This is a genomic window from Nocardia sp. NPDC058480 (assembly GCF_042720495.1).
Taxonomy (GTDB): domain Bacteria; phylum Actinomycetota; class Actinomycetes; order Mycobacteriales; family Mycobacteriaceae; genus Nocardia.
Genome location: NZ_JBHXMN010000017.1, coordinates 109,723 through 133,278, shown reverse-complemented (window position 1 = coordinate 133,278; position 23,556 = coordinate 109,723). Strand labels below are relative to the sequence as shown.

General features: G+C 68.1%; 21 protein-coding genes. 10 read left to right on the top strand and 11 right to left on the bottom strand.

Annotated features, from left to right (window positions below; translation table 11 throughout):
* The first annotated feature begins 32 nt into the window (after positions 1 to 32).
* Positions 33 to 722 carry a trimeric intracellular cation channel family protein gene (locus ACFWO8_RS28710; protein ID WP_378967857.1) on the top strand — a complete coding sequence of 230 codons (690 nt, stop codon included), beginning with the start codon at positions 33 to 35 and terminating at the stop codon, positions 720 to 722.
* Between the two features lie 6 nt (positions 723 to 728).
* On the opposite strand, the gene ACFWO8_RS28705 is transcribed toward ACFWO8_RS28710, so the two are convergent.
* Positions 729 to 1,907, bottom strand: coding sequence for a pyridoxal phosphate-dependent aminotransferase (locus tag ACFWO8_RS28705; RefSeq protein ID WP_378967850.1), 1,179 nt, complete (start codon positions 1,905 to 1,907; stop codon positions 729 to 731).
* A 173-nt stretch (positions 1,908 to 2,080) separates the two neighbouring features.
* Between ACFWO8_RS28705 and ACFWO8_RS28700 the strand changes: the two genes are divergently transcribed.
* Positions 2,081 to 2,296, top strand: coding sequence for a hypothetical protein (locus ACFWO8_RS28700; RefSeq protein ID WP_266297096.1), 216 nt, complete (start codon positions 2,081 to 2,083; stop codon positions 2,294 to 2,296).
* Positions 2,297 to 2,345: 49 nt separating this feature from the next.
* On the opposite strand, the gene sigJ is transcribed toward ACFWO8_RS28700, so the two are convergent.
* Positions 2,346 to 3,245 carry an RNA polymerase sigma factor SigJ gene (gene sigJ, locus ACFWO8_RS28695; RefSeq protein ID WP_378967842.1) on the bottom strand — a complete coding sequence of 300 codons (900 nt, stop codon included), beginning with the start codon at positions 3,243 to 3,245 and terminating at the stop codon, positions 2,346 to 2,348.
* 113 nt (positions 3,246 to 3,358) lie between these two features.
* Here sigJ and ACFWO8_RS28690 point away from each other — a divergent pair, with 113 nt between their 5' ends.
* Genes ACFWO8_RS28690 through ACFWO8_RS28680 form a run of 3 tightly spaced genes read left to right on the top strand, consistent with a single transcriptional unit; the run spans position 3,359 to position 4,846 of the window.
* Positions 3,359 to 4,195: an SMP-30/gluconolactonase/LRE family protein gene (locus ACFWO8_RS28690; RefSeq protein ID WP_378967827.1), complete on the top strand. Its 837-nt coding sequence runs from the start codon at positions 3,359 to 3,361 to the stop codon at positions 4,193 to 4,195.
* The gene (locus tag ACFWO8_RS28685) at positions 4,192 to 4,326 is read left to right on the top strand and encodes a hypothetical protein (protein WP_378967819.1); all 135 of its coding nucleotides are present in this window, start codon (positions 4,192 to 4,194) and stop codon (positions 4,324 to 4,326) included. Before ACFWO8_RS28690 ends, ACFWO8_RS28685 begins: the two co-directional genes overlap by 4 nt.
* Positions 4,316 to 4,846 carry an SAM-dependent methyltransferase gene (locus tag ACFWO8_RS28680; protein WP_378967812.1) on the top strand — a complete coding sequence of 177 codons (531 nt, stop codon included), beginning with the start codon at positions 4,316 to 4,318 and terminating at the stop codon, positions 4,844 to 4,846. Before ACFWO8_RS28685 ends, ACFWO8_RS28680 begins: the two co-directional genes overlap by 11 nt.
* A 132-nt stretch (positions 4,847 to 4,978) precedes the next feature.
* Here ACFWO8_RS28680 and ACFWO8_RS28675 read toward each other — a convergent pair whose 3' ends face one another.
* The 4 genes from ACFWO8_RS28675 to ACFWO8_RS28660 form a co-directional block, all read right to left on the bottom strand.
* Positions 4,979 to 6,175 carry a PrsW family intramembrane metalloprotease gene (locus ACFWO8_RS28675; protein ID WP_378967802.1) on the bottom strand — a complete coding sequence of 399 codons (1,197 nt, stop codon included), beginning with the start codon at positions 6,173 to 6,175 and terminating at the stop codon, positions 4,979 to 4,981.
* The gene (locus tag ACFWO8_RS28670) at positions 6,172 to 6,834 is read right to left on the bottom strand and encodes a hypothetical protein (RefSeq protein WP_378967793.1); all 663 of its coding nucleotides are present in this window, start codon (positions 6,832 to 6,834) and stop codon (positions 6,172 to 6,174) included. The genes ACFWO8_RS28675 and ACFWO8_RS28670 overlap by 4 nt, the downstream gene beginning before the upstream one ends.
* A 23-nt stretch (positions 6,835 to 6,857) precedes the next feature.
* The gene (locus ACFWO8_RS28665) at positions 6,858 to 7,652 is read right to left on the bottom strand and encodes a CPBP family intramembrane glutamic endopeptidase (protein ID WP_378967788.1); all 795 of its coding nucleotides are present in this window, start codon (positions 7,650 to 7,652) and stop codon (positions 6,858 to 6,860) included.
* Positions 7,653 to 7,856: 204 nt separating this feature from the next.
* Positions 7,857 to 10,715 carry an ATP-dependent RNA helicase gene (locus ACFWO8_RS28660; RefSeq protein ID WP_378967773.1) on the bottom strand — a complete coding sequence of 953 codons (2,859 nt, stop codon included), beginning with the start codon at positions 10,713 to 10,715 and terminating at the stop codon, positions 7,857 to 7,859.
* A gap of 235 nt (positions 10,716 to 10,950) precedes the next feature.
* On the opposite strand from ACFWO8_RS28660, the gene ACFWO8_RS28655 reads away from it, so the two are divergent.
* The gene (locus ACFWO8_RS28655; protein WP_378967762.1) at positions 10,951 to 11,688 is read left to right on the top strand and encodes an NYN domain-containing protein; all 738 of its coding nucleotides are present in this window, start codon (positions 10,951 to 10,953) and stop codon (positions 11,686 to 11,688) included.
* A gap of 51 nt (positions 11,689 to 11,739) precedes the next feature.
* The gene (locus ACFWO8_RS28650) at positions 11,740 to 12,357 is read left to right on the top strand and encodes a LysE family translocator (protein WP_378967754.1); all 618 of its coding nucleotides are present in this window, start codon (positions 11,740 to 11,742) and stop codon (positions 12,355 to 12,357) included.
* Between the two features lie 50 nt (positions 12,358 to 12,407).
* Here ACFWO8_RS28650 and ACFWO8_RS28645 read toward each other — a convergent pair whose 3' ends face one another.
* From ACFWO8_RS28645 to ACFWO8_RS28625, 5 genes are all read right to left on the bottom strand, one after another.
* On the bottom strand, positions 12,408 to 13,496 hold the full coding sequence (locus ACFWO8_RS28645; protein ID WP_378967745.1) for a 3-deoxy-7-phosphoheptulonate synthase: 1,089 nt from the start codon (positions 13,494 to 13,496) through the stop codon (positions 12,408 to 12,410).
* 338 nt (positions 13,497 to 13,834) lie between these two features.
* Positions 13,835 to 14,305, bottom strand: a complete 471-nt coding sequence (locus ACFWO8_RS28640; protein ID WP_378967737.1) for a carboxymuconolactone decarboxylase family protein — start codon at positions 14,303 to 14,305, stop codon at positions 13,835 to 13,837.
* Positions 14,306 to 14,386: 81 nt separating this feature from the next.
* A complete protein-coding gene (locus tag ACFWO8_RS28635; RefSeq protein ID WP_378967729.1) occupies positions 14,387 to 15,250 on the bottom strand; it encodes an oxidoreductase in 864 nt (287 codons plus the stop codon).
* Positions 15,247 to 15,411 carry a hypothetical protein gene (locus ACFWO8_RS28630; protein WP_378967724.1) on the bottom strand — a complete coding sequence of 55 codons (165 nt, stop codon included), beginning with the start codon at positions 15,409 to 15,411 and terminating at the stop codon, positions 15,247 to 15,249. Before ACFWO8_RS28630 ends, ACFWO8_RS28635 begins: the two co-directional genes overlap by 4 nt.
* Positions 15,411 to 19,457: an AMP-binding protein gene (locus ACFWO8_RS28625; RefSeq protein WP_378967716.1), complete on the bottom strand. Its 4,047-nt coding sequence runs from the start codon at positions 19,455 to 19,457 to the stop codon at positions 15,411 to 15,413. Before ACFWO8_RS28625 ends, ACFWO8_RS28630 begins: the two co-directional genes overlap by 1 nt.
* 125 nt (positions 19,458 to 19,582) lie before the next feature.
* Here ACFWO8_RS28625 and ACFWO8_RS28620 point away from each other — a divergent pair, with 125 nt between their 5' ends.
* The 3 genes from ACFWO8_RS28620 (at position 19,583) to ACFWO8_RS28610 (ending at position 23,477) form a co-directional block, all read left to right on the top strand.
* Positions 19,583 to 21,271 carry a (2,3-dihydroxybenzoyl)adenylate synthase gene (locus tag ACFWO8_RS28620; protein ID WP_378967697.1) on the top strand — a complete coding sequence of 563 codons (1,689 nt, stop codon included), beginning with the start codon at positions 19,583 to 19,585 and terminating at the stop codon, positions 21,269 to 21,271.
* A gap of 122 nt (positions 21,272 to 21,393) precedes the next feature.
* Positions 21,394 to 22,032 (top strand): TetR/AcrR family transcriptional regulator, encoded by a 639-nt coding sequence (locus tag ACFWO8_RS28615; RefSeq protein ID WP_378967689.1) that lies wholly within the window; start codon positions 21,394 to 21,396, stop codon positions 22,030 to 22,032.
* Between the two features lie 197 nt (positions 22,033 to 22,229).
* A complete protein-coding gene (locus tag ACFWO8_RS28610) occupies positions 22,230 to 23,477 on the top strand; it encodes an MFS transporter (RefSeq protein ID WP_378967681.1) in 1,248 nt (415 codons plus the stop codon).
* The last annotated feature ends 79 nt before the right edge of the window (positions 23,478 to 23,556 follow it).

Here is a 23,556-nt window from a genome sequence, read left to right as displayed (position 1 = left end):
GCTCCGGACAGCTGAAGTGGAAGGAGCGTGCCGTGAGCGTTGGGGTGCTGGTAGCGACGTTGGCCGCAGGACCTTCGGCGACAGAACTCGATTCAGCGGTGACCGCGGTACACCGCGGCGGTGAGCTACTCGGCGTGATCTCGTTCGCGGCGTCCGGGGCGCTGGTCGCCGTGCGCAAGCGGCTCGATCTGTTCGGCATGGTCGTGCTGGCGTGCGCCACGGCGCTCGGCGGCGGAATCGTGCGTGACCTGTTGATCGGGCGAACTCCCCCGGCCGCGTTCACGGATCTGACCTACCTGTCCGCGTCGATCGTGACCGCGCTGATCCTGTACTTCATCGCGCCATCGCCCCGCCTCACCAAGGGCCCGCTCGAAATCGCGGATGCGATCGGGCTCGGGCTGTTCTGTGTCACCGGAACCGTGATCGCCGACTCGGCGGGGCTCGGTGCGCCCACCGCCGCCCTGCTCGGCATGACGACCGCGATCGGCGGCGGCGTGCTCCGCGATGTGCTCAGTGGCGAGGTGCCGAGCGTGCTGCGTCCCGATCAGGATCTGTACGCGATCCCCGCGCTGTTCGGGGCGGCCGCCACTGCCGCGCTGCTGCACTTGGACGTGTACGAAGCATGGACCGGACTGCTCGCCGCGGCGGGGGCGGTGGGCTTCCGGCTGCTGGCCCGCCATTACCAGTGGCACGCACCGCTGGCCCGCCACGCACGTGACTGACCCGTGTCAGCGCACGGCGATGCCGGTTCGGAGTCGGCGGATTCCTTCGTCTATTGTCTCGTCGCGCTTGCTGAAGGTGAAGCGCACCAGGTGTTTCCAGTCATCAGGGTGATCGGCGAAGACGCTCACCGGCACCGCGGCGACACCGAGTCGCGCGGGGAGTTCACGGCAGAACGCCAAGCCGTCCTCGGCGCCGAGCGGCCGGATATCGGCGCAGACGAAGTAGCCGCCGTCGCTGGCCGAGACCGTGAACCCGGTGTCGCGCAATGCCTGCGAGAGCCGCGTTCGCTTGTCCGCCAGCCCGTCGCGCTGGGCATGCACCCAGTCCAATTCCTCGTTGATCGCATGCGCGACGGCAGGCTGGAACGGCCCGCCACCGACAAAGGTGAGGAACTGTTTGGCCGCGAGAACACCGTCGAGTAGTGGTGCGGGCGCACAGGCCCAACCGATCTTCCACCCGGTGACATTGAAAGTCTTTGCCGCACTGGACACCACGATGGTTCGCTCGCGCATCCCGGGCAGCGTGGAGATGCTGATGTGCTCGGCGCCGTCGTAGACGAGGTGCTCGTACACCTCGTCGGTGAGCACCAGCAGATCGTGTTCGACAGCCAGCTCGGCGATCGCGGTGAGGTCGGCTCGGTCGAGCACGGCGCCGGTGGGGTTGTGCGGCGAATTGACCATCAGCATGCGGGTTTCCGGTGTGATCGCGGCGCGCACGCTGTCCAGGTCGAGCACGAATCGGTCGCCGTCGGGTACCAGGCGGGCGGTCCGTCGCCGCGCGCCGGCGAGGGCGATCGCGGCGGCGTAGGAGTCGTAGTACGGCTCGATCAGCACCACCTCCTGGCCGGGCTCCACGAGACCGAGCACGGCGGCACTGATCGCCTCGGTCGCGCCGACGGTCACCAGAATTTCGGTGGCCGGGTCGTAGGCGGTGCCGTAGCGGCGGGCTCTGTCCTCGGCGATCGCCTGGCGCAGCGCAGGCATTCCGCGGCCGGGCGGGTACTGATTGAGCCCGTGGGCGATGGCCGCGCGCGCGACCTCGAGCATGCCCGCTGGTCCGTCGGTATCGGGAAAGCCTTGGCCCAGATTCACCGCGTCGTGACGGACGGCCAGCTCGGTCATCTCCGCGAAAATGGTCGAGCCGAAGGGGCGCAGGCGGGCGACGGTGGGCGGCACAGGCGGCATCTCCGCAGCGTATCCCACTATTCGCCGACGTTGCCGAACGATAGCGAACACGCATGTTTCACAAACGTTTTCCCGCGTTGACCTGCGCTATTGTGCGTTTCCCCAACCTCAGCTAGCCTCGCCGTGTTCTACCTCACACACCACGTCGTGGTGGTATATCGAAAGGGGCTCACATGGCCTCACCTCTGCTCGACTTCATCCTGCAACCGGCTGCGTCGGAGGTAGCCGGTTCGGCCCTGCGGTTCATCCGGGAACAGTTGTTCGGCGGCCAGATCGTCGACATGTTCACCGGTTCGGCCACGCCGGACAACAACATGGGCTCCTCGACCGGCGACCACAACCTCGGTTCGTCGACCGGCGATCACAACTGGGGATCCACCTACCCCTAAAGCACATCAGCAACTGCTGACCCCCGCACGCCTTACTGTGTTGCGGGGTTCAGCGGGGGCGGGCGCCGGATAGTTTCAGTACGTTGGCGAAATCGTATGCGGCCCAGATCTTTCCGTCGCGCACTGCGAAGCCGAGCACGCGCACCGGGCGTCCGAACGGTGAGTTCGGGTCGGTGATCACCAGGCCCGATTGGCCGTTCACCCTGGCAGCGCCCAAGTCCAGGCCGGCTTCTTCCTGATGCTTGCGCCAGAGGCCGAGCGCCAGACGGGCGATTTTCTCTTGTCCGGCAACAATATTCAGCGCGGTCTTGGTCGTCCCACCCGCATCGGCGGTGAATGTCGCGTCCGGATGCAGCGTCGCGGCTACCGCGGCGACATCGCCGGTGGCCAGCGCGGCCAGAAACCGTCGCACCGCCTGATCGTGCACATCGTCGGCGACCGGTTCCGGTGCCCGCGCCACCGCTCGGCGCGCTCGCACCGCCAATTGCCTTGCGGCATCGGCGGAAACGCCGAGTATCGAGGCGATCTCGTCGAAGGGCACGCCCAGCCCCTCGTGCAGCACCAGCGCGACCCGCTGCTGCGGCGTCAACGCGTCGAGCACCACCATCGCCGCCATCCGGCTGTCCTGATCGCGCACCACCACATCCAGCGGATCCGGCGTGCGCGAGGACGCCGTCGCTGAGACGATCGGCTCCGGAAGCCATTGCCCCACATAGGTTTCGCGGCGCACGGCGGCACTTCGCAAGTGGTCGAGGCAGATTCGGCTGACCACCGTCGTCAGCCAGGCGCGCAGATCGCCGATCTCCGACTGGTGCACCCCCGCCATCCGCAGCCAGCTCTCCTGCACCGCGTCCTCGGCGTCGCCGACACTTCCGGTGAGCCGGTAGGCGACCGAAAGCAAGTGCGTTCGATGCGATTCGAACAGGTCGGCGAGAAACGGGGAAACCATCGAGTCAGATCCTACGGAGTACCCCACCGCACTCCGCCCCACGGGTCGCCCACCGATGATTCCGCGCACGTCATCTCGTCTGTACTACTACTGCCTACGACAAGGACGGCTCCGTGAGTACATCCGAGATCGTGCTGGAAGGAATCGTGTTCGGCGAGTCACCGCGCTGGCACGACGGTCGACTGTGGTTCTCCGACTGGGGCGCGAACCAGGTGATCGTCCTCGACGAGGATCACCGCCCCGAGGTCGTCGCCCAGATCCCGTCGTTTCCGATGTGCATCGACTTTCTCCCGGATGGCCGATTGGTGATCGTCGACTCCGCCGCCAGGCGTCTGCTTCGGCGCGACCCCGACGGGTCGCTCGTGGCCTACGCCGACCTCTCGCCCGTGTCGGACAAGCCGTGGAACGACATCGTCATCGACGAGGGCGGCAATGCCTACGTCAACAACATCGGCTTCGACTTCCCCGGCGGGGAGTTCGTGCCCGGCCTCATCGCGCGCATCACCCCCACCGGTGAGGTGCGGCAGGTCGCCGACGGACTCGCGTTTCCGAACGGCATGGCGATCACCCCCGACGGGACGACGCTGATCGTGGCCGAGTCGTACGCCGATCAGCTCACGGCTTACGACATCGCGGCCGATGGTGGGCTGAGCGCTCGTCGCGTGTGGGCGGCGACCCCGGGCGATCACCCCGACGGGATCTGTCTCGATGCCGAGGGTGAGCTCTGGTACGCGGACGTGGGCAACCAGCACTGTGTCCGGGTCAGGGAAGGCGGCGACGTGTCGGCGCGGGTCCGGCTCGACCGTGGCGCGTTCTCGTGCACGCTCAGCCGCGACGGGGATCCGCGGTTGTATGTCGTCGGGCAGAGCTGGGGCGACGCCGAAGCGACCGGACCGACGGGACAAGTCGTCGCCTTTCCCGCGCCCGCACCGGGTGCGGGCAGGCCGTGAAAATCCGGGCCCCCGGCTGGGCGAGCAATGCGCCGGTCCGGGCGATCCGCACCGCCGAGGACGGCCAGGTCGAGCCGGTCGAGGGGTGGCCCGAGAGTGTTCCCGCGGTCAGCGCCGTCGATGGCGGATGACGCGCGGTTCGACTGGTTCGCCGACACCATGGGGGTGCGGGCGGGCGAACGTGTGCTCGAGCTGGGGCCCGGTTCCGGCGCCTCGCTGACGCGGATCGCGGCCCGGCTCGGCACCGGACGAATCGTCGGGATCGACCGCTCGGCCACCGCGCTCGCACAGGCCGAACGCCGCTGCGCCACCGAGATCGCCGCCGGACGCGTCCGCCTGGTCGAAGGCGAGATCGGAAAGGTGCGGGCCGAGCGGTTACTGGACCAACTCGACCCAGGCGAACGATTCGATCTGATCTTCGCGGTCAACGTCAACCTGTTCTGGACCGGTCCCGCGACCACCGCCTGGTCGACGATGCGCCGATGCCTCGCCCCCACCGGCCGCATCTGGCTCTGCTACGGCTACGGCACCCCCGACAGCCCCACCCCACCCACTGCCCGCCTCGCCGACCGCCTCACCACCGCCGGCTACCACTGCGCCCTCGTCACCACCGACACCCTCCTAGCCGCCCGAGCAACGCCGATCTCCTGACGATCACCAGGCGCACACCAGGAAAGCCACTGCGATGTTGCGTGATCGCCTGGTGATCAACAGTCCAGTCACCGGTTTCTGAAGTCGGCTTCAGTGATGGTCGAAGTCGCGTTCAGCAGCGCGTGACAGTGTTCAGACGCGGACCGGCAGCTGTGCCTGGGTGACCGGGCGCCCGTCGCGGATACGGGTGATCTCCGAGCGTGCGAACTCCACCCGTGGTGTTTCCCCGCCGCGGTCGGCGGCCAGCGCGTCGGCCAGGTCGTAGATCGCGTCGAGGAGGTGCTCGTTGCGGGCGCGCCCGGCCCGGCCGGTGCCGTTCTTGCGGAATACCCGGCGGCCCTTGGCATCCGCGCAGGCTGCCGCCGCCTCGTCCTCGGTGAGGACACCGGTCTCGACCTCGGGTGCCAAGATCCGGGCGAGGAAGTCGCGTTCGCGCGGAACTGTGTTCGCGAAGACGCCCGCGGCGATCGACAGGGCGATGATCATGGTGCCTGCGATGATCACGATGCTGCCTATGGCGCTGTCTCCGGCGAAGTTGCCCATCGAGTCCCAGAACCCGTGCAGCAGCATCGCCACCACGATCAGGCCGAGGCCACGCCCGATCTTGCGGGGTTCGGCGGGGCGGCCGAGCAGATACACCAGTCCGGCACAGAAGATCGCGGTGTAGAGCAGGTGCCCGGTCGCGCCGGTGACCACGCGCAGCACCACGGTGCTCATCGAGGCGTCGACCTGGTTCGCGCCGAACTGTGCGGCGCCGGCGTTCATGCCGTAGGCGATGTCCTCGATGATCTCGAAGCCCAGGCCCAGGAACGCGCCGACGATGAAGCCGTCGAACGCCGTACGGATCAGGCGCGGCGCCAGGGCGATGATCAGCAGCAGTCCGAAGCCCTTGGCGGTTTCCTCGGTGAACGGTGCGCTCAGGCCCGGACCCCAGTCCTGGGCGAAGGCATGACCGAAGACCTTGCCGTAGATGCCGATCAGGGCGGTGTTGGCGTAGGAGGCCATCGACCAGGTCGCGGCGAACCCGCCCCAGCAGAACGCGGCGACCAGCAGTTTCGTGGGCTGGCGGGCGTAGCGGTCGATGTGGGCGACGAACCACCAGAACAGCGCACCGTAGACGGCGAACACCACGGCGGTGACCGCGATCGCGCGCCCGTAGGCGGGATAGCTGCTCGCGATGCGCGAGACGAACAGCATCGCCCCGGAACCGGTGATCAGCAGATACACCCAGAACGCGAGGTTGCGTGGCTGGTAGAAGGTGAAATCGCGGCCCCAGCCGGAGTTCTCGATAGCCAGGAACCTGGCCTGGGTCAGGTCGTTGCTGCTCACCGCGGGGCTCCGATCGGTCCGATACTGGCGATCATCTCGGCGACCTCGCCGAGGATGTCCTGACCCGGCTGCGCCGGGCCGACGGCCACGACTTCGATACCGGTGCCGTCCTGGACAAACGCGGCGAGCACACCATCCACACCTGCGGCCGCGTAGCGAGTAATGACTCCGGTCAGACCAGCCTGGGTGGTGATGGCGACCGGGTCACCGGTCGCGGTCAGCGCCCCGCCGAGAAGTTCGTCGGTGCGCTGGATCTGGTCGAGCAGGGCACGGGCGTCACCCTCGAATTTGCCGGTGCGGACCACGAATTGGGTACCACCACGGGTGAGCGCGGCCTGCGGCGGGTAGCCCTGCCCGCTGGGTTCATCGCTTCGGCGTTCACCGGCGACCAGGGACCAGCCACCTGCGGCGGTGAAGCCCACCTGACCCTGCACCGCGATCACGTCGCCGGCGACGGTCACATCCTTCTCCGGGATCGCGGCGTCGATCTGCGGCAGCAGCATTGCCTGCAGGAAGGCCAGGACGAGCACGACCAGCGCGGGCAGGATGGTCCGCTTGTCCATGCCGAGCCAGCGGCGATCCGCCGGGACCCAGCGGTCACCCGGGTCGAAATACTGTTCCGAGAAGACCCGCTCGGCCTCTCGCTGATGTGTTCCCACGGATGTCTCCCTCGATCTACAGGTCAGGGCGCCGTCGCCGGAGCGGGCTCGATGCTGCGCCGCTTCACCAGCAGCACGATCGCCAGCACCGGATACAGCAGGACCGGCAGCAGAGCACCGAGATAGAAGGTCTGATCGATCAGAATCGACGTGCCGGTCAGCAGGGTGAAGTCGAACAGGCCGTGCAGCACCGAGTTGACGGTGTTGCCGCGCGTCACCCGGCGGGTCAGGTAGAAGAAGTAGCCGGCCAGGCTGACCATGATCGCCTGGCCGATCGCGTTCGCGCCGTGGGTGATGCCGTTGGTCAGGTGCACAGCGCCGAAGACGATGCTCGACCACAGTGCGACCTTGCCCTCGGTCAGCCCGTGATCACGCAGGACCACCACCCCGATCCCGCGGAACATGCCTTCCTCGCCCCAGCCGACGAACTGCGTGGCGATCAGCAGGACCAGCGTGTACAGCAGACCCTTGTCCGACAGCGCGCTGTAGTTGATGCCGAAGACGATCGCGACGAGGAACACGATCGGCACGACCCGCACCCACGGCCGGGTCGGGCGATCGTCGTGCAGGACCGGTCGCATCCAGCCGAGATAGGCGATGACACCGTAGGTGAACGCCAGGGCGACACCGAGCGGGATGATCATGCCGTAGAACACCGCACGCGTGGACAGGAAGTCGTCCTCGCCGGTCAGCTCGGTCATCAGCATCCCACCGAGCTGGATGATCGCCAGATAGACGATCACGATCAGCGCGAACATCGGATACGAGAGACTGCGACCGGTTCGTGTGACCGAACGCGCAGTTTCAGGCGTGCTCATGCGGGTAAAGATAATCGCTCGGAAAGTTGGACGCTTGATATTGGCCGTGTCGCTCAACGCTCAACGCCGTGCTAGCGATCTTGTGGCTACCACGCAAAGGTAGCTCCGAACTCTCCGAACCGTTGCCAGGACGAGAAGTAATCATGCTGGTGGTGGCGATGCTCGGCGGTAGTCGTGATCGAGACGAAACCCGGTGATGAACAGTCAGTTCGGGCGGTTGGCGGCTCGGCGGGCGGTGCCTCGGTGGGCGGGGATCGTGGTGGGGTCTTCGGGCCAGGCGTGTTTGGGGTAGCGGCCGCGCAGGTCGGCGCGGACTTGGGGCCAGCCGTTCTTCCAGAAGGAGGCCAGGTCGGCGGTGACGGCGACGGGGCGCTGGGCCGGGGAGAGCAGGTGGAGCAGGATGGGGGCGCGGCCGTCGGCGAGGGTGGGCGGGTCGGTCCAGCCGAAGATCTCCTGGACTTTGACCGCGAGGATCGGCTGGTCGGCGGAGTAGTCGAGGCGGACGCGGCTGCCGGAGGGGACTTCCAGGCGTTCGGGGGCCAGTTCGTCGAGGCGGGCGGCGGTGGGCCACGGGAGTAGGCGGCGTAGGGCGGCGCCTGCGTCGATGCGGGCGAGGTCGGAACGGCGGCGGGCGGTGGACAGTTCGGGGCCGAGCCAGATGTCGAGATCGGCGAGGAGCGCGTCGCTGTCGACAGCGGGCCATGGTGCGCCGAGGGTGCGGTGCAGGAAGTCCAGACGTTGCCGCAGGCCCCGCGCATCATCACTCCAGCGCAGCAGGTCCAACCCCTCCGACCGAAGCCCTTGCCGCACAGCCTGTTCCACCAGCGCTCTGTCGGGCTGACGTAGCGCCTTCTCCGACAGGATGATCGCGCCCAACCGCTCCACCCGCCGAGCCACCACATCACCGCCATCCCACCGCACCTCATCGGCCTCGACCACCAACCCAGGTGCGGCCTCCCGAGCGAGTTCCTCATCGGCGATGGCCGCCAGGCGGATTCGGCCCTCTGCCCGACCGGGATCGCGATCAGCGATCGCCACCGCAAGCCACTCCGCCGCGGCCAGCCCCGAACCCGGCGGCTGTGTCACCGCGGTACCGCCCGCCATGAGATACGTGGACGACCCAATCGACCGCCGCCGAGCCAACCGCTCCGGCTGCGCCAGCGCGATCAACAACGCCGCGACATCCCCTCCATACCCACCACTCTCGTTCCCTGCCCCGCCGACGACACGATCGCGCCCACCCGGTCGATCTGCCGCCGAGCCGATGCTCGCCGTGTTCGACGCGTCTGACGAGACATCGATCTGTGTCCCACTGGCGCTCGGCCGGTCACGCCGACCCACTCCGGGCGAAGCATCAGCCTGCGCACGGCGCCCACCTGATCCGGCATCAGACCGGGCGAGCTGGTCGTCGGTGTTCGCGACGAGTCGCGTCAGTCGTTGCACTTCGCGGGTCCAGCGGGGTGGGCGTTCCGAGCGCAGGGTGCGCAGGGCCGCTGTCGCGTCGATGCCGGGGGCGAGGGAGTCGTCGTCCATCAGGACCACCATCTCGGCGGCGGCTTTCGCGCCGACTCGTGCGGCGCCGTCGAGAAGGGCACGGGCCAGCCGGGGGTGCAGGCCGAGGTCGGCCATTGCTTTGCCACGGGGCGTGATGTGGTCGGAATCGCCGAGGGCGCCGAGGGCGCGCAGGACGGTTCGGGCCGCGGCGAGGCCACCCGCCGGTGGGGCGTCCCACCAGGCGAGGCCGGTGCCGTCGGGGGTGCCCCAGCAGGCCAATTCCAGTGCGAGGCGGGTGAGTTCGGCGGTGCGGATCTCGGGTTCGGGGTAGGCGGGCAGGGTTTGGTGTTCGTATTCGGGCCAGCAGCGCCAGGCGTGGCCGGGCGCTTCGCGGCCCGCGCGGCCTGCGCGCTGTTCGGCGACCGCCGCCGAAACACGCACTGTCGCAAGGCCGGACAGGCCGCGCCGGTGGTCGACGCGGGACACCCGGGACAGGCCGGAGTCGACCACCGCGCGCACGCCGGGGACGGTGAGGCTGGATTCGGCTACGGCAGTGGACAATACGACTCGCCGTCGCGATCCCGGCCGGAGCGCGAGATCCTGGGCCGCACCCGCGAGCCTGCCGTGCAGCGGAACCACGTCGACCCCGTCGAGGTCGCGCAACAGCCCTGCCGTGCGGTTGATCTCGCCGACGCCAGGCAGGAAGACGAGCACATCACCGTCGATGGTCGCCAGCGCACTGCGGGTAGCCCGCGCGACCTGCGCTTCGATCCGCTCGCGAGGCAGAGCCGAAACATAGTCGACCTCAACCGGATAGGTCCGCCCGCGTACTTCCAGAACCGGGGCACGCGACCGGTCGACCGAGGTCGCCCGTTCCACCGACACCGAACTCCCCTCGGCCCGATCCGCTCCACCACCGACCCCAGCCCTACCAGCCACAGCTCCACCACCGTCCGCACCCGGCCCAGCCGCAGCTCCACCGACCGCACCCGGCCCAGCCGGAGTTCCGCCTCCGTCCGCGCCCTGCTCAGCTCCTCGCCCGGTCTCCCCTGTGCCGAGCAGTTGTGCCAACCGATCCGCAGCCACTGTCGCCGAGGTCGCCAGCACCCGCAGATCCGGCCGCAACCCCGACCGCGCGTCGAGCAACAGCGCAAGCAGCAGATCGGCGTCCAGATGCCGCTCGTGACATTCGTCGAGCACCACCGTGCCGACCCCGGCCAGCTCCGGATCGCTCTGCAACCGCCGCACCAACAACCCCGAGGTCACCACCTCGATCCGCGTCCGTGCCCCGACCTTCCGATCCCCACGCACCGCATACCCGACGGTCTCCCCCACCCGCTCCCCCAGCAGCGCCGCCATCCGCGCAGCCGCCGCCCGCGCGGCCAACCGCCGAGGCTCAGCCACCACGATCCGCCCCGACGACCCCGCCGCCAGCGCCAACGGCACCAACGTGGTCTTACCGGTGCCCGGCGGCGCGACCAACACCGCGACCCCGCGATCGGCCAGTGTCGCGGTGATCCGCTCCAGCGCCGGTCGCACCGGAAGGTCGGGAAGTTCGGGAAGCTTCATCACCGACCAGTCTGCCGCTCCGCCAACACGGCTCCCCAACCGCCCAACGACCGGCCATCCGGTCACGCCGCGCCCGAACATCGCAACGAGCAAACGTAGTTGACCTGCGCAACGATCACCTCTAGCATGTAGCTACCAACCCAGTCCTCACGTAGGGCTGGGTCTTTTTTTGCCCGACTAACGGACAGTCGGTGGCGGGGCGCTCATTCACACTGCAACTTCGGTGGGGGGAATCATGCGGGTCGGCGTGTACATCGATGCATTCAATTTGTACTACGGCATGCGAGGAATCTGCGGCCGGGGAACCTCCGGCTGGCGGTGGCTCGACGTGCGTGCACTCGCAGAATCATTGTGTGGTTGGCGGGGATCGACCGTCCACCGTGTGGTCTATTGCACGGCGCGAGTCGATCCGAAGGACAACCCTGACGCGCACCGCGATCAAAGCGTCTATCTCAACGCGGTTCAGGCGAACGGGTCCATCGACGTCCTCGAGTTGGGTCGTTATGTCGCCTGGCCGAAATCAGCACCACTCGCACGCTCCAACAAGTCCGGCCAAGCTGAGCTGGTCATCGCGAACGGAAAGCAAGAGTGGTCGTCAGATCTGCCGATCCGCTCCGCCACCAACCCACATGGCGACGATGTACTGATGGCGACCGTACGAATGCGAGAAGAGAAGGGCTCTGACGTCAACGTGGCCACCCATTTGCTGACCGACGTGTTCTGCGGGCAGGTCGACGGTGCCATCGTGATCTCCAACGATTCCGATCTGGCGCTACCCGTACACACCGCACGACAGCATGTACCGGTCGGGACGGTGAATCCCAGTTCGCGACAGCTCGCGGGCGCGCTGCGTGGCACCGCAACGGAAGGCGCCGGCCGACACTGGTGGGCGCGGCTTTCCGCTCAGCACTATTACTCGTCGCAACTGCCAGATCCGGTGGATAGCCACTGGCGAAAACCGAAGGGCTGGTAGGCGTAACCGTCTGCCTTCCCAGGTGACCGATCGCTGGTTACGCTGCGGGAGATGAGCATCGAGTTCGCGTTGACCACGCTTGTCATCGTCGCCACGCCGGGAACGGGCGCCCTTTTCACCCTCGCGGCCGGGCTTTCCCGGGGAGCGAAGGCGAGCGTGATCGCGGCCTTCGGCTGCACGGTGGCGATTGTTCCGCACATGATCGCGGCGATCACGGGCCTGGCCGCGCTGTTGAACACCAGCGCGATCGCGTTCCAGACCTTGAAGTATCTCGGTGTCGCGTATCTGCTGTACATGGCGTGGAATACGTTGCGGGACAAGGGCGCACTCGCGATTCCGACGGTAGGCGCCGAGGCGCGACCTTCGGCGCGGCAGGTCATCACCTCGGCGGTGCTGCTGAATATCCTGAACCCGAAGGTGACGATCTTCTTCTTCGCGTTCCTGCCCCAGTTCGTCCCGACCGGCGCACCGAACGCACTGGGTCGCATGCTCGAGCTCAGCGGGTTGTTCATGCTGGTCACGTTCGTGGTGTTCGCGGGTTATGGGGCAGTCGCCGCCGCGATGCGCACCTATGTGCTCTCGCGCCCGGTGGTGGTCCAGTGGATGCGGCGGGTGTTCGGCGTCTCGTTCGTGGCCCTCGCGGGACGCCTCGCGGTTCAGAACCAGTAGACACAGCAGTGCGGGCCCCGGAATCCGAGGCCCGCACTGTCGATCGAAGGTTACCCGCGGCGCGCGGCCACAGCCTCGGCCAAACGGTCGAGCTGGGTGGCGGTGGTGTTCCAGTCGATGCACGCGTCGGTGATGGACTGGCCGTAGGTCAGGTCATCGGCCTTACCGAGGGTCAGATCCTGGCGACCCGCGACGAGGAACGACTCCAGCATCACGCCGACCACACCCTGCTCGCCCGCGGCGATCCGGTCGGCGATGTCGGTGACGACGTCGACCTGCTTGTTGTGGTCCTTGTTGCTGTTGCCGTGGCTGGCGTCGACGACCAGGCGCTGGGCCAGCGACGACTTCTCCAGGCGCAGCTTGGCCTCGGCGCAGGACGCGGCGTCGAAGTTGGTGCCGTTGCTGCCGCCGCGCAGGATGACGTGGCAGTCGGGGTTGCCCGAGGTGCGGATCAGCGCGGAGCGGCCGTCGAGGTCGGTGCCGGGGAAGACGTGGCTGGCGGCGGCGGCGCGCACACCGTCGACCGCGACCTGCACGTCACCGTCGGTGCCGTTCTTGATGCCGACCGGCATCGACAGCGCACTCGAGAGCTGCCGGTGGACCTGGCTGGCGGCGGTGCGGGCACCGATCGCGCCGTAGGAGACCAGGTCGGCGATGTACTGCGGGGTGATCGGGTCGAGGAACTCACACGCCACCGGCAGGCCGAGGGCGGTGATGTCGACCAGCACCTTGCGGCCGATGCCGAGGCCGGTGTTCACGTCGAACGAGCCGTCCAGGTGCGGATCGTTGATCAGACCCTTCCAGCCCAGCGTGGTGCGCGGCTTCTCGAAGTACACGCGCATCACGATGTGCAGCCGGTCGCTCAGTTCGGCGGACTTCTCGGCCAGCTTGCGGGCGTATTCCAGCGCGGCGGCGGGGTCGTGCACCGAGCACGGGCCGACGATCACCATGAGGCGGTCGTCGTCGCCGTTGAGCACGTCGACGGTGGCCTTGCGGCCCGAACGCACGGTGTCGGCGAGGTCGTCGGTGATCTGGTGGACCATGCGGACCTCGGCGGGCGAGCGCAGAGGGCTCACGCTGAGGGTGCGCTGGTCGTCGAGGTCAGAATGCCGCGAGTCGACATCGGCTGCGGTGGTCATGAGATGTGGGTCCTTTGCGTTAGGAGGCCGACCCACGGAAATCGCTACCGTCGAGCCGGGCGTTAATCCGGCTCGAGGTGGAGGAAGTCAGCGCGCAGGGTCGCAGACCGGCCCACCCAGGGCCGGATAGCTAAACCAGAAATATGCGCGCTGCATGCCGTGGACTGTACCACCGGTAAAACGCCGAAAGGTCGGCCATGGTTGCCCGGAGTGTGGACCGTCACATCGCGCCACTCGTCCGAGGAAAGAAATCGGCCCGGTGGAGCAGGTGCTCGGCCTGCCCGCGCGCACGTTCGCGCAGTGGGCGGCCGAGCACGGGCACCGATTCCGCTGAGCCGTCAGCCCCACTGGCCGGGCACATAGTCCCCGGCGGGGGTGTGGGCGATGGCGTTGAGGCGGTTCCAGGCGTTGATCAGCGCGATGGCAGCGATCAGGGCCGCGATCTGGTCGTCGTCGTAGTGCAAGCGGGCCTGGTCGAAGGTGTCGTCGCTCACGTGGCCGCCGTCGGCGGTGCGGGTCGCTTCCTCGGTGAGGGCGAGGGCGGCCCGTTCCGCCTCGGTGAAGACATTGGCCTCCCGCCAGGCGGCGACCAGGTTGATCCGCACCGGGGTTTCGCCCGCGTGGGCGGCGTCCTTGGTGTGCATGTCCACGCAGTAGCTGCAGCCGTTGATCTGCGAGGCCCGGATCTTCACCAGTTCGTAGGTGGACTTGGGCAGCGGCGAATCGTCGATGACCTTGCCCGCCATGCTCATTCGCTTGCTGAAGCTCGCGGTGATGGCGTTGCCGTAGAGGTTGAAGCGCGCTTCCATGATGGCTCCTTCGTCGTGGGGTTCATAGAGACGACGAGGTAGCCGTTCGCGGTGTGACGCCGTGTGACATCGATCACCGAATCAGATCAGGCCGCAGAGCTTCTCGGAGAGTTCCCACAGTTCAGCCGCGACCTTGCGGTTCCTTGCCGTCGGCGCGATGCCTGCCCGGGCGGGGTTGCCGCGCAGACCGAGGAAACCGTCGGGGCCGTAGAACGCGCCGGGCACCACATCGGCGGTGGCGGCGAACAGGGTGGGCAGCGCGCCCTGTTCGGCGGTCGGGGCGAGCGTGCGGTTGCCCAGCCACATGAGTGCGTCCTGGATGGACTCGGTGTGCGACATGAGTTCGGTGGCGGCGTAGCCGGGGTGCGCGGCCACCGAGATCACCGCGGCACCCTCACCGGCCAGGCGACGCTGGAGTTCACGGGCGAACATCAGGTTGGCCAGCTTGGACTGGCCATAGGCGAGCCAGCGGTCGTAGCGGCGCTGCTCCCAGTTGGGGTCGGCAAGGTCGATCTTGCCGATGCGGTGCGCGACGCTCGACACCGTGACCACGCGGTCGGTGATGCGGTCGAGCAACAGGTTGGTGAGCGCGAAGTGACCGAGATGGTTTGTGCCGAACTGCATTTCGAAGCCGTCGGCGGTGCGGCGCAGCGGCAGGGCCATCACGCCCGCGTTGTTGATCAGCACGTCGACGCGCTCGATCGAATCGGTGAAGGCGCGCACCGAATTCAGGTTCGCCAGGTCGAGTGCGCGGACCTCGGTCTCGCCGGGCATCCCCGCGGCGACCCGCTCCGCCTTGGCGACATCGCGACAGGCCAGGATCACGGCCGCACCCGCCCCGGACAGCGCACGCGCGGTGGCGGCGCCGAGACCACTGTTGGCACCGGTGACGATGATCGTGCGGCCGGTCTGGTCGGGCAGGTCAGCGATAGTCCACTTACTCACTGGCGGAAGTCTAGCAACGCCGGGGGAATGCGCGAATCGGCAAGTGCCGGTGCATAGTTCGCACCCAGCACCACCGCGCACCGGCCCTGGCGAGCGCGCCTGGCGAACATTTCGGCACCGGCCGGAATCGGCACCCCGAGTGCGCGGTGGTGTGTGGTCATCACGACTGCGCCAGGACCTCTTCGTCGGTCATCGCGGCGACTTCCAGATACATCGTCGCGACCAGCTCGAGCCTGCCCGTGTCGCCGGAGTCCTTCTCCCGCTCCAGCATTCGCGCCGCCAGCGCAGCGACACTGCGGGCGGTGAACAGGTCGGCGACGACGGTGTCGGGGGCGTCGAGCCATTCGCGGATGCGGGCGACGGCGGTGGTGGCGAGCACCGAATCGCCGCCGAGGGCGAAGAAATCGTCGGTGACACCGATCTGCTCGGTGACCAGCACCTCGGCGATGACCGCGGCGAGCGCGCGTTCGAGATCGGTGCGCGGTGCGACGAATTCCTCAGTGCCCTCGCCCTTCTCGAGGACGGCGCGAATGGCCTTACGGTCCGGCTTGGCGTTCGAGGTGAGCGGCAGCTCGGCCAGCAGTTCGAGCCGGGTCGGCACCATATAGACCGGGACCAGCTCGGCGGTCGCGGCGAGCACCACGTCGACGTCGAGAACCACGTCCGGGGTCGGCACCACCAGCGCGACCAATTTCGGCGCGGCCGTACCGACCACCGCGGCGACCGCGTGGCGGATACCGGGCACAGCGCGCAATGCGCTCTCCACCTCGCCCAGTTCCACCCGGTAGCCCCGGATCTTGACCTGGTGGTCGGCGCGGCCGAGGAATTCCAGGCCGCCGTCGGGCAGGTAGCGGGCCAGGTCGCCGGTGCGGTACCAGCGCAGGCCCTCGTGGGTGACGAAACGGTCGGCGGTGCGCTCGGGGTCGTTGCGGTAGCCGGCGGCCACGCCGTCACCGCCGATCCACAGTTCTCCGCTCACCCAATCGGGGCAGTCATTGCCCGCCGGGCCGACGACACGGCACTGCACATTGCGCAGCGGGGTGCCGTAGGGCACGGCCGTCCACTCGGCGGGGACCCGCCCCTCGACGACCTCGCAGATGGTGGAGTGGATCGCGGTTTCGGTGGCGCCACCGAGCCCGGCGAAACGGCTGTTCGGGGCCACCGCGGCGAGGCGCGCGGGGAGCGCGACGTCGACCCAGTCGCCGCCGAGAATCACCGTACGCAGCGATGTCAGCGGCGCCGACGGTGCGGCGGTAGCCGGTGCGGTCCGAGCGTCGTCGGCGACCTGCGCCGAACCCGAAACATCCGTGGCTCGGGGCGAGCCCGCAGCACCCGAGCCACGGGTGCTGGGCGCGGCGGTGAGCAGCATGTCCAGCAGGCTCGGGACACAGTTGAGCAGCGAAATCCGGTGGCGGCGAATGAGTTCGACCCACACGGCAGGGTCGGTGCGCTGCGCGTCGTCGACGGTGACCACCGCACCACCTGCTGCGAGCAGGCCGAAGATGTCGTAGACGGAGAGGTCGAACTCGAGGGCAGACAGGGCCAGCGCGCGGTCGGCGGGGCCGAGGTCGAAGCGTTCGTTGAGGTCGTCGATGGTGTTCATGGCGGCGCGGTGCGGCACCTCGACACCCTTGGGCTTGCCGGTGGAGCCGGAGGTGAACAGCACGTAGGCGATGTTCTCCGGGTCGCCGAAAAGCGGGCGCGCCAACGGTTCCGCGTGTGTGCGCGCCTGCGCCAGGTCGATCGCCCGCGTGTCCGGGATCTGCGCACCGCCCACGGTGAGCACGGCGACCACGCCCGCGGTGCTGAGGATTTCGGCGCGACGGGCGGCGGGCTGATCGAACCCGATCGGCACGTACACCGCGCCTGCCGCGAGCACCCCGAGCACCGCGACGATCTGGTCGGGGCCCTTCGGGAGCTGCACCGCGACCGAATCACCCGGCGCCACACCGACTTCCCGCAACGCACCGGCCACGGCCAGCGCGTCGGCGGCCAGCGCGCCATAGGTCAGCTGTCCCGCGGGCTCCCACAGCACCGCGGGCGCGGACGGATTCGTCGCCGCGTTCGCGAAGAACCCGGTGTGCAGCAGCCCGCCGGTCACCGGCCCCGCGGTGGCGTTCACGCGCGCCCGAGTAGCGGCCTGCTCCACCGGAATTCGCACGCCGGCCTCGGCCTGCCACCCCGCTCCCCCGGCGAACCGCGCGCGTTCGGTTGAGTCAACCGGAACTTCCGCTGCTTCGGTGGGTACGACCGGCAGCGTCGCCGAGGTCACGCCGTCCGCCACCTGCGGCAGGTGGGAGCCGTTGGCGACCGCGCCATTCGAAGACACCTGGGCCGGCGCAGGCTCGAGCGATGCCTCGGCAGGCTGGCCGCCGAGGCGTTCGATCGCTTCGATGTAGCGGGTGAACATGGCGTCGACCATGCCCGCGGGGAAGGCGGATTCGCGGATGTCCCAGTTCAGCAGCAGACCGCCGCGGACCTCGGTGATCTGCGCGTCGAGGAGGACCTGCGGGCCCTGCGAGATGATCCACGCGGGGTCGCCGAAGGTGTCGGTGACGACGTCGGGGAAGAGTTCGCCGAGGTTGAGGGCGCTGGTGTAGACGATAGGAGCCAGCACCGGTTCGCCGCGGTGACGGCCCAGGTCGCGCAGGACCTCCAGGCCCGAGTACGCGGAGTGCGCGCCCGCTTCGTGGAGGCGTTGCTGCAGGGCGCGGGCACGGTCGGCGACGGTGGCGGGCTCGGTGACATCGACTTCGAGCAGCACCGAGGAGGTGAAGTCACCGACGACACCGTCGACCTGCGGGTGCACCGGTTCACGGTGGAACAGGGGCAGATTCAGCAGAAAGCGGCGCTGCGCCGACCAGCCGCCGATGGTTTCGGCGAACACCGAGGCCAGCGCCATCGCCGGGGTGATGCCGCGGGCGTGCGCGGCATCGAAGACCTGCGCCTTGGCGTGCGGCGAGAGCCACCGGTGCAGGCGGATCGTGCGGTTCGGGTCCGAGATGTGCTGGGCCGATGGAAGTTCCGGCGCACCGGGCAGCTCGCCGAGGCGGTCTTGCCACCAGGCGCGATCACGGGCCCGTTCGTCGGCGAGAGCGGGAATCGAGCGCTCGTCGCCGGCGCGCTGCTGGTGGTTCGCGGCAATGCCCGGATGGCTGGAGGCAGCACCCTGCGCCTGGTCGGCAGGGATGTTCAGCTGGTCGGCAGGGACGTTCAGCTGGTCGGCGGCGGTGCCCGGACGGCGGTTGTCCGGCTGGTGCTCGGCCAGGTACTGGCGGAAGGTGTAGTCCTGGGGCGGTAGCTGTTCGCCGTGGTAGAGCCGGGCAAGGTCGGTGATGAGGATGCGGTAGCTCATCGCGTCGGCGGCGAGCATGTCGACATCGAGGTGCAGGCGGGTGCGGCCATCGGCGAGGCGGGTGAGCGCGATATCGATCACCTGACCGTCCTCCACCGCCATCCGCTGATGCGTCCGCGCGCTGCGCAACTCCCCGAGGCGCTGCTCGGCCTCCTCGGCGGATGCCTCGCGCAGATCGGTCACGCCGAACACCGCCCGGCCGGGCCGGTCGAGGGTCTGCTGGGTGCCGTCGGGCAGGAACCGGGTGCGCAGCATGGGATGGCGCGACAGCAGCTGCTCGACCGCCTGCTCGAGCCGCTCGGGATACACATCGGCGCCATCGAATTCGACGTAGAGATGTGCCGCGACACCACCGAGCTCCTGCGCGTCGGACCGCCCGATCCAGTACGCGTGCTGCATGGGCGCGAGCGCGAACGGGGTGCCGTCGTCCGGGACGAGCACGGATTCGGTCGCGGTGGACTGGACGCCGTCGACACCTGCTGTCGTGCCGATCGCGGCGGCGCCGGGTGCCCCGCCCCCGATCGCCGCTTCGGCAGCAGCGACGTCGGCGGCCGGGGAAGCCACGGTCGACTCGTCGGCACCAATCGCCGCGAGGTCATCGGGGTCCGCCCCGTTGAGCAGGGCGTGCCAGGCGTCGACAGTGGGATGGGCGGCCAGGAGGGCGAAGTTCACGGCGATGCCGCGCTTGCGCCAGGCGCCCGCGAGCTTCATGGTGCGGATGGAGTCGAGGCCGAGCTGGATCAGGTCGTCGGCCTCGGCGACGGCGTCGGGGGTGATGTCGAGATGGCGGGCGATCGCGGCGCGGATCTCGGCGCGGTCGATCCCGGCGCCGCCTGCGGGTGCTGTCTCCATCTGCCGATCACTCCTTGCTCGCCGCCCATCACCGGACGGATTCGGTACTGCCCGGCGGCAGCCTACTCCATTGAGATAGGGTTGCCTAACCTTTGCAAGTGTAGCGAGATCGAGTGAGGCAGTACGTGACGTCGACATCGGCAACCGGCCATCGCGAGGGCTACGTCCCGTTTCCCGACGCCGCGGCGCAGGAGTACCGGGCTGCGGGCTACTGGGCCGGGCGCACGCTCGGCGATCTGCTGCGCGACACCGCGCGCACCCAGCCTCAGCGTCCGGCTGTTCTCAGCGACTCCGGTGCTCAGTCCTACGCCGAGCTCGACGCCGCCGCCGATCGGATGGCGCACGGACTGCTCGCGCTCGGCATCAATCCCGGCGACCGGGTGATCGTGCAGTTGCCGAACATCCCCGAGTTCGCGACGGCGCTGTTCGGACTGCTGCGCGCGGGCATCATCCCGGTCCTCACCCTGCCTGCGCACCGCCGCGTCGAGATCGAGCACCTGGCCGCACTCTCGGAGGCCGTGGCCTACCTCATTCCGGAACGGCTCGGCGATTTCGATTACCTCGAGCTCGCCGCGACTGTGCGGCGGGCGGTGCCGAGCTTGCGGCACGTCTTGGTCGCCGATGATCCGGGGACGCCGGAAGGTGCCGCTCAGTCGCACCGCCGGGCCGCCGTCGACGGCAGTCGGGTCGGGTTCGTCGCCCTCGATTCGGTTGCCCGCGATGGTGATTCGCTGCCCGATGTCGACCCGTCCGAGATCGCGGTGATGCTGGTCTCCGGCGGCACTACCGGCCTGCCGAAGCTGATCGCCCGCACCCACGACGACTACGTCTACAACGCGACCGCCAGCGCGCAGGTCTGCGAGCTCACCCCCGATGATGTCTACCTCGCGACTCTGCCTGCCGCACACAACTTCCCGCTGGCCTGCCCCGGCATCCTCGGCACCGTCGCGACCGGCGGCGCCATCGCCTTCACCCTCGACCCGAGCCCCGAAGCCGCCTTCGCCGCGATCGAGAAGCACCGGGTGAGCGTCACCGGTGTCGTCCCACCGCTGGCCCAATTGTGGAGTGCGGCCGTGGATTGGGAAGACGCCGACCTGAGTTCGCTGCGCCTGCTGCAGGTGGGCGGGGCGCGACTGGCCGAGGTGAACGCCCGCGAGGTCGAGCCCGCGTTGCAGTGCACCTTGCAGCAGGTGTTCGGGATGGCCGAGGGGCTGCTCAACTACACCCGTCTCGACGATGACAAAGAACTGGTGTGCACCACCCAGGGCCGACCGCTGTCGCCCGCCGACGAACTGCGTGTCGTGGACGCCGACGGCGACGATGTCGCCCAGGGCGAGGAAGGCGAACTGCTCACCCGCGGCCCCTACACGCTGCGCGGCTATTACCGTGCGCCCGAGCACAATGCGCGCGCCTTCACCCCCGACGGCTTCTACCGCAGCGGCGACCTCGTCCGCCAGCTGCCCAGCGGCCACCTGATCGTGAGCGGCCGGATCAAGGACGTGATCAACCGCGGTGGCGAGAACATCTCCTGCGATGAACTCGAGGAGCACCTGCTCGCCCACCCCGCGGTCCGCCACGCCGCCGCGGTCGGCCTGCCGGATGCCTCGCTCGGCGAAAAGGCCTGCGTCGTCCTGGTTGTCACCGGAGACCTGCCGACCCTCGGCGAGATCAAAACCTTCCTCACCGAACGCGGCCTGGCCACCTACAAGCTCCCTGACCTTGTCCGCCAGGCGGATTCACTGCCGATCACCGCGGTCGGCAAGATCGACAAGAAGGCGCTGGTCCGCCTCTTCGCGACGCATGGCCAGACCTAGGCACAGGGTTGGTTTGTGTTGGCGGCCAGACAGTGGATCGGTTAGCCCGTTTCCGGTGAGTTACCGACGTTCTCACCGGAAGGGTTATCGCCTACCTATCGGTAGGTAGGTATACTGAGGGTTTGCTGCCTTTTGCGAGGAGGGTCGACCACATGCCGCGCCAGCATGACACCCGCAGCCGGGCTCGTGACGAATTCGGGCGCAGGCTCGCCGAATTCGGTTACCTCGGAGTTTCTCTCGACGAGATAGCCAAAGCCGTGGACGTCAAGAAAGCCAGCCTCTACCACCATTTTCCCGGCGGGAAACCGGCCCTGTTCAGGGAGGTCGCGTTTGCCCACATCGAGGAGGCTTCCGCCATCCTGCGGGAGTCGCTCGCCGTACCAGACACTATCCGGGGCCAGTTGGTGGCACTGGTGGCCTCCTACGCTCGGGGCGTATACAACTCGACACTGAGCGATCAGATCTACCGTGCCACCCGGTACCTCGACGAGACTCAGCGGGCCGAGATCTCTCATGCCTATGTGCGCGGTCTGATCGAGCCGGTCGCCGATCTGATGGCCACCGCCATTGCCGCGGGTGAGCTGCGCCAGGCCGATCCCGGCTTCCTCGCTACGGCCGTCATGGAGCTCGCCGCCACTGCCGTACCCGTGCCGACTGATCTGGCGATGCCGCCCAGCCTGCGCTGCACGCCTCAACCTGTTGACCAGCTGATTCAGGACATCGTCGACCTCTTCCTTCGAGGCGCGGCCTCCGATCGGTAGCTCGGCGAGGGATTCGGCCGGGGCAGCCCCGTTCGCAAAACCTACCTATCGGTAGGTAGGATAGGGCGCGGACACGCGTATTTGCGTGCTCGAAGGCGGGAATGCGACGTGGAGGACGGCCGGTGCAGCAGGATAGAGCGGATGACGTCACGAAGTCGGTAGCGGCGGAACCGGACATCAGGCCGTGGCGGCGCACTGTGGTCCTGTTCCTCATCGGGCAGACGGTGTCGCTGTTCGGCTCGATGGTTGTGCAGTTCGTCGTTATGTGGTGGGTGACACTGGAGACTGGATCAGGATCGGCGGTAGCTCTCTACGCCGTCGCCGCCTTCCTGCCACAGGGGCTGATCTCGCTCTTCGGGGGCGTGCTCGCGGATCGAATGAACCGCCGGGTACTGGTAATGACCTCGGACGGCGTGATCGCCGCAGCGACCATGACCCTCGCGGTGCTCATGTCCACCGGCGTGGATGAGCTGTGGATCCTCCTGCTGGCGGTCGCGGTCCGCTCGGCCGGGGCCGGCTTCCAGACTCCGGCAGTGCAGGCGATGATCCCGCAATTGGTGCCGGCTGAGCAGTTGATGCGCGTCAATGGCGTCTTTCAAACCATCCAGTCGGCGATGGCACTGCTCGCGCCGGCCGCTGCTGGTGCGCTGTTCGCTGCCTTCGGGATCGTCCCCGTCTTCTTCTTGGATGTCATCACCGCCGTCATTGGGATCGGATTGTTGGCGCTGGTCGCCGTCCCCACGCTGGAACGGGCCCCTGGACAGGCAGCCGCCACCTACCGGCAGGACCTCGTCGAGGGCGCACAGTACATCCGCTCGCAACCGACGGTGCGCTGGTTACTAGTCCTCTATGCGGCGATCTTCCTACTTACCGTCGCCCCGTCGTTCGTCACACCACTCATGCTCATGCGCAGCTTCGGCTCGCAGGAATGGAAGTTGGCGGCACTGGAGATCGTCTTCAGCCTGGGCATGCTGCTCGGCGGCATCCTGATTTCCACCGGGCTGGCCGAACGCGCCCGAATGCGGCTGATCCTGGTGGCCGTCAACGGCTTCGGGATCGCTACCGTGGGACTCGGACTGAGTCCCACGGTGTGGGTCTTCTTCGGTTTCATGTTCGCGCTGGGGCTGCTGGTTCCGCCATTCTCGACCTCATTCATGACACTGCTACAGGAAACCGTCGAACCAACGATGCATGGGCGCGTATTCGGCTACGTCAGCATTGTGATGGCCATGGCCACACCGATCGGCATGGCGGTATTCGGCCCACTGGCCGACCTGGTCAGTATCCGTGCGATGCTTGTCGGCACCGGACTCACCATGATCGTCGTGCTCTCCATCGCGACCCGAACACCTTCGGGCCGAGCCGCTTTCGTCGCAACATCAGTTGTCCCGCAACGCCCCTCCGACACAGGTCACGCGGAGGCGGTAAAAGCCTTGACCACGTAAGGCGCTACGCTGCCCAGCTTTTCGCAGGTCTCCTCGAACTCAGCACCTCGAGCGCGTATTGTTGGCCCGGCCCAGGCGA

Bases quoted from the DNA above. Each gene is read 5' to 3' on its own strand.
- ACFWO8_RS28705 (WP_378967850.1), bottom strand. From the start codon at position 1,907: ATGCCGCCTGTGCCGCCCACCGTCGCCCGCCTGCGCCCCTTCGGCTCG.
- ACFWO8_RS28700 (WP_266297096.1), top strand. From the start codon at position 2,081: ATGGCCTCACCTCTGCTCGACTTCATCCTGCAACCGGCTGCGTCGGAG.
- sigJ (WP_378967842.1), bottom strand. From the start codon at position 3,245: ATGGTTTCCCCGTTTCTCGCCGACCTGTTCGAATCGCATCGAACGCAC.
- ACFWO8_RS28680 (WP_378967812.1), top strand. From the start codon at position 4,316: ATGGCGGATGACGCGCGGTTCGACTGGTTCGCCGACACCATGGGGGTG.
- ACFWO8_RS28665 (WP_378967788.1), bottom strand. From the start codon at position 7,652: ATGAGCACGCCTGAAACTGCGCGTTCGGTCACACGAACCGGTCGCAGT.
- ACFWO8_RS28660 (WP_378967773.1), bottom strand. From the start codon at position 10,715: ATGAAGCTTCCCGAACTTCCCGACCTTCCGGTGCGACCGGCGCTGGAG.
- ACFWO8_RS28655 (WP_378967762.1), top strand. From the start codon at position 10,951: ATGCGGGTCGGCGTGTACATCGATGCATTCAATTTGTACTACGGCATG.
- ACFWO8_RS28650 (WP_378967754.1), top strand. From the start codon at position 11,740: ATGAGCATCGAGTTCGCGTTGACCACGCTTGTCATCGTCGCCACGCCG.
- ACFWO8_RS28645 (WP_378967745.1), bottom strand. From the start codon at position 13,496: ATGACCACCGCAGCCGATGTCGACTCGCGGCATTCTGACCTCGACGAC.
- ACFWO8_RS28640 (WP_378967737.1), bottom strand. From the start codon at position 14,305: ATGGAAGCGCGCTTCAACCTCTACGGCAACGCCATCACCGCGAGCTTC.
- ACFWO8_RS28630 (WP_378967724.1), bottom strand. From the start codon at position 15,411: ATGACCACACACCACCGCGCACTCGGGGTGCCGATTCCGGCCGGTGCC.
- ACFWO8_RS28625 (WP_378967716.1), bottom strand. From the start codon at position 19,457: ATGGAGACAGCACCCGCAGGCGGCGCCGGGATCGACCGCGCCGAGATC.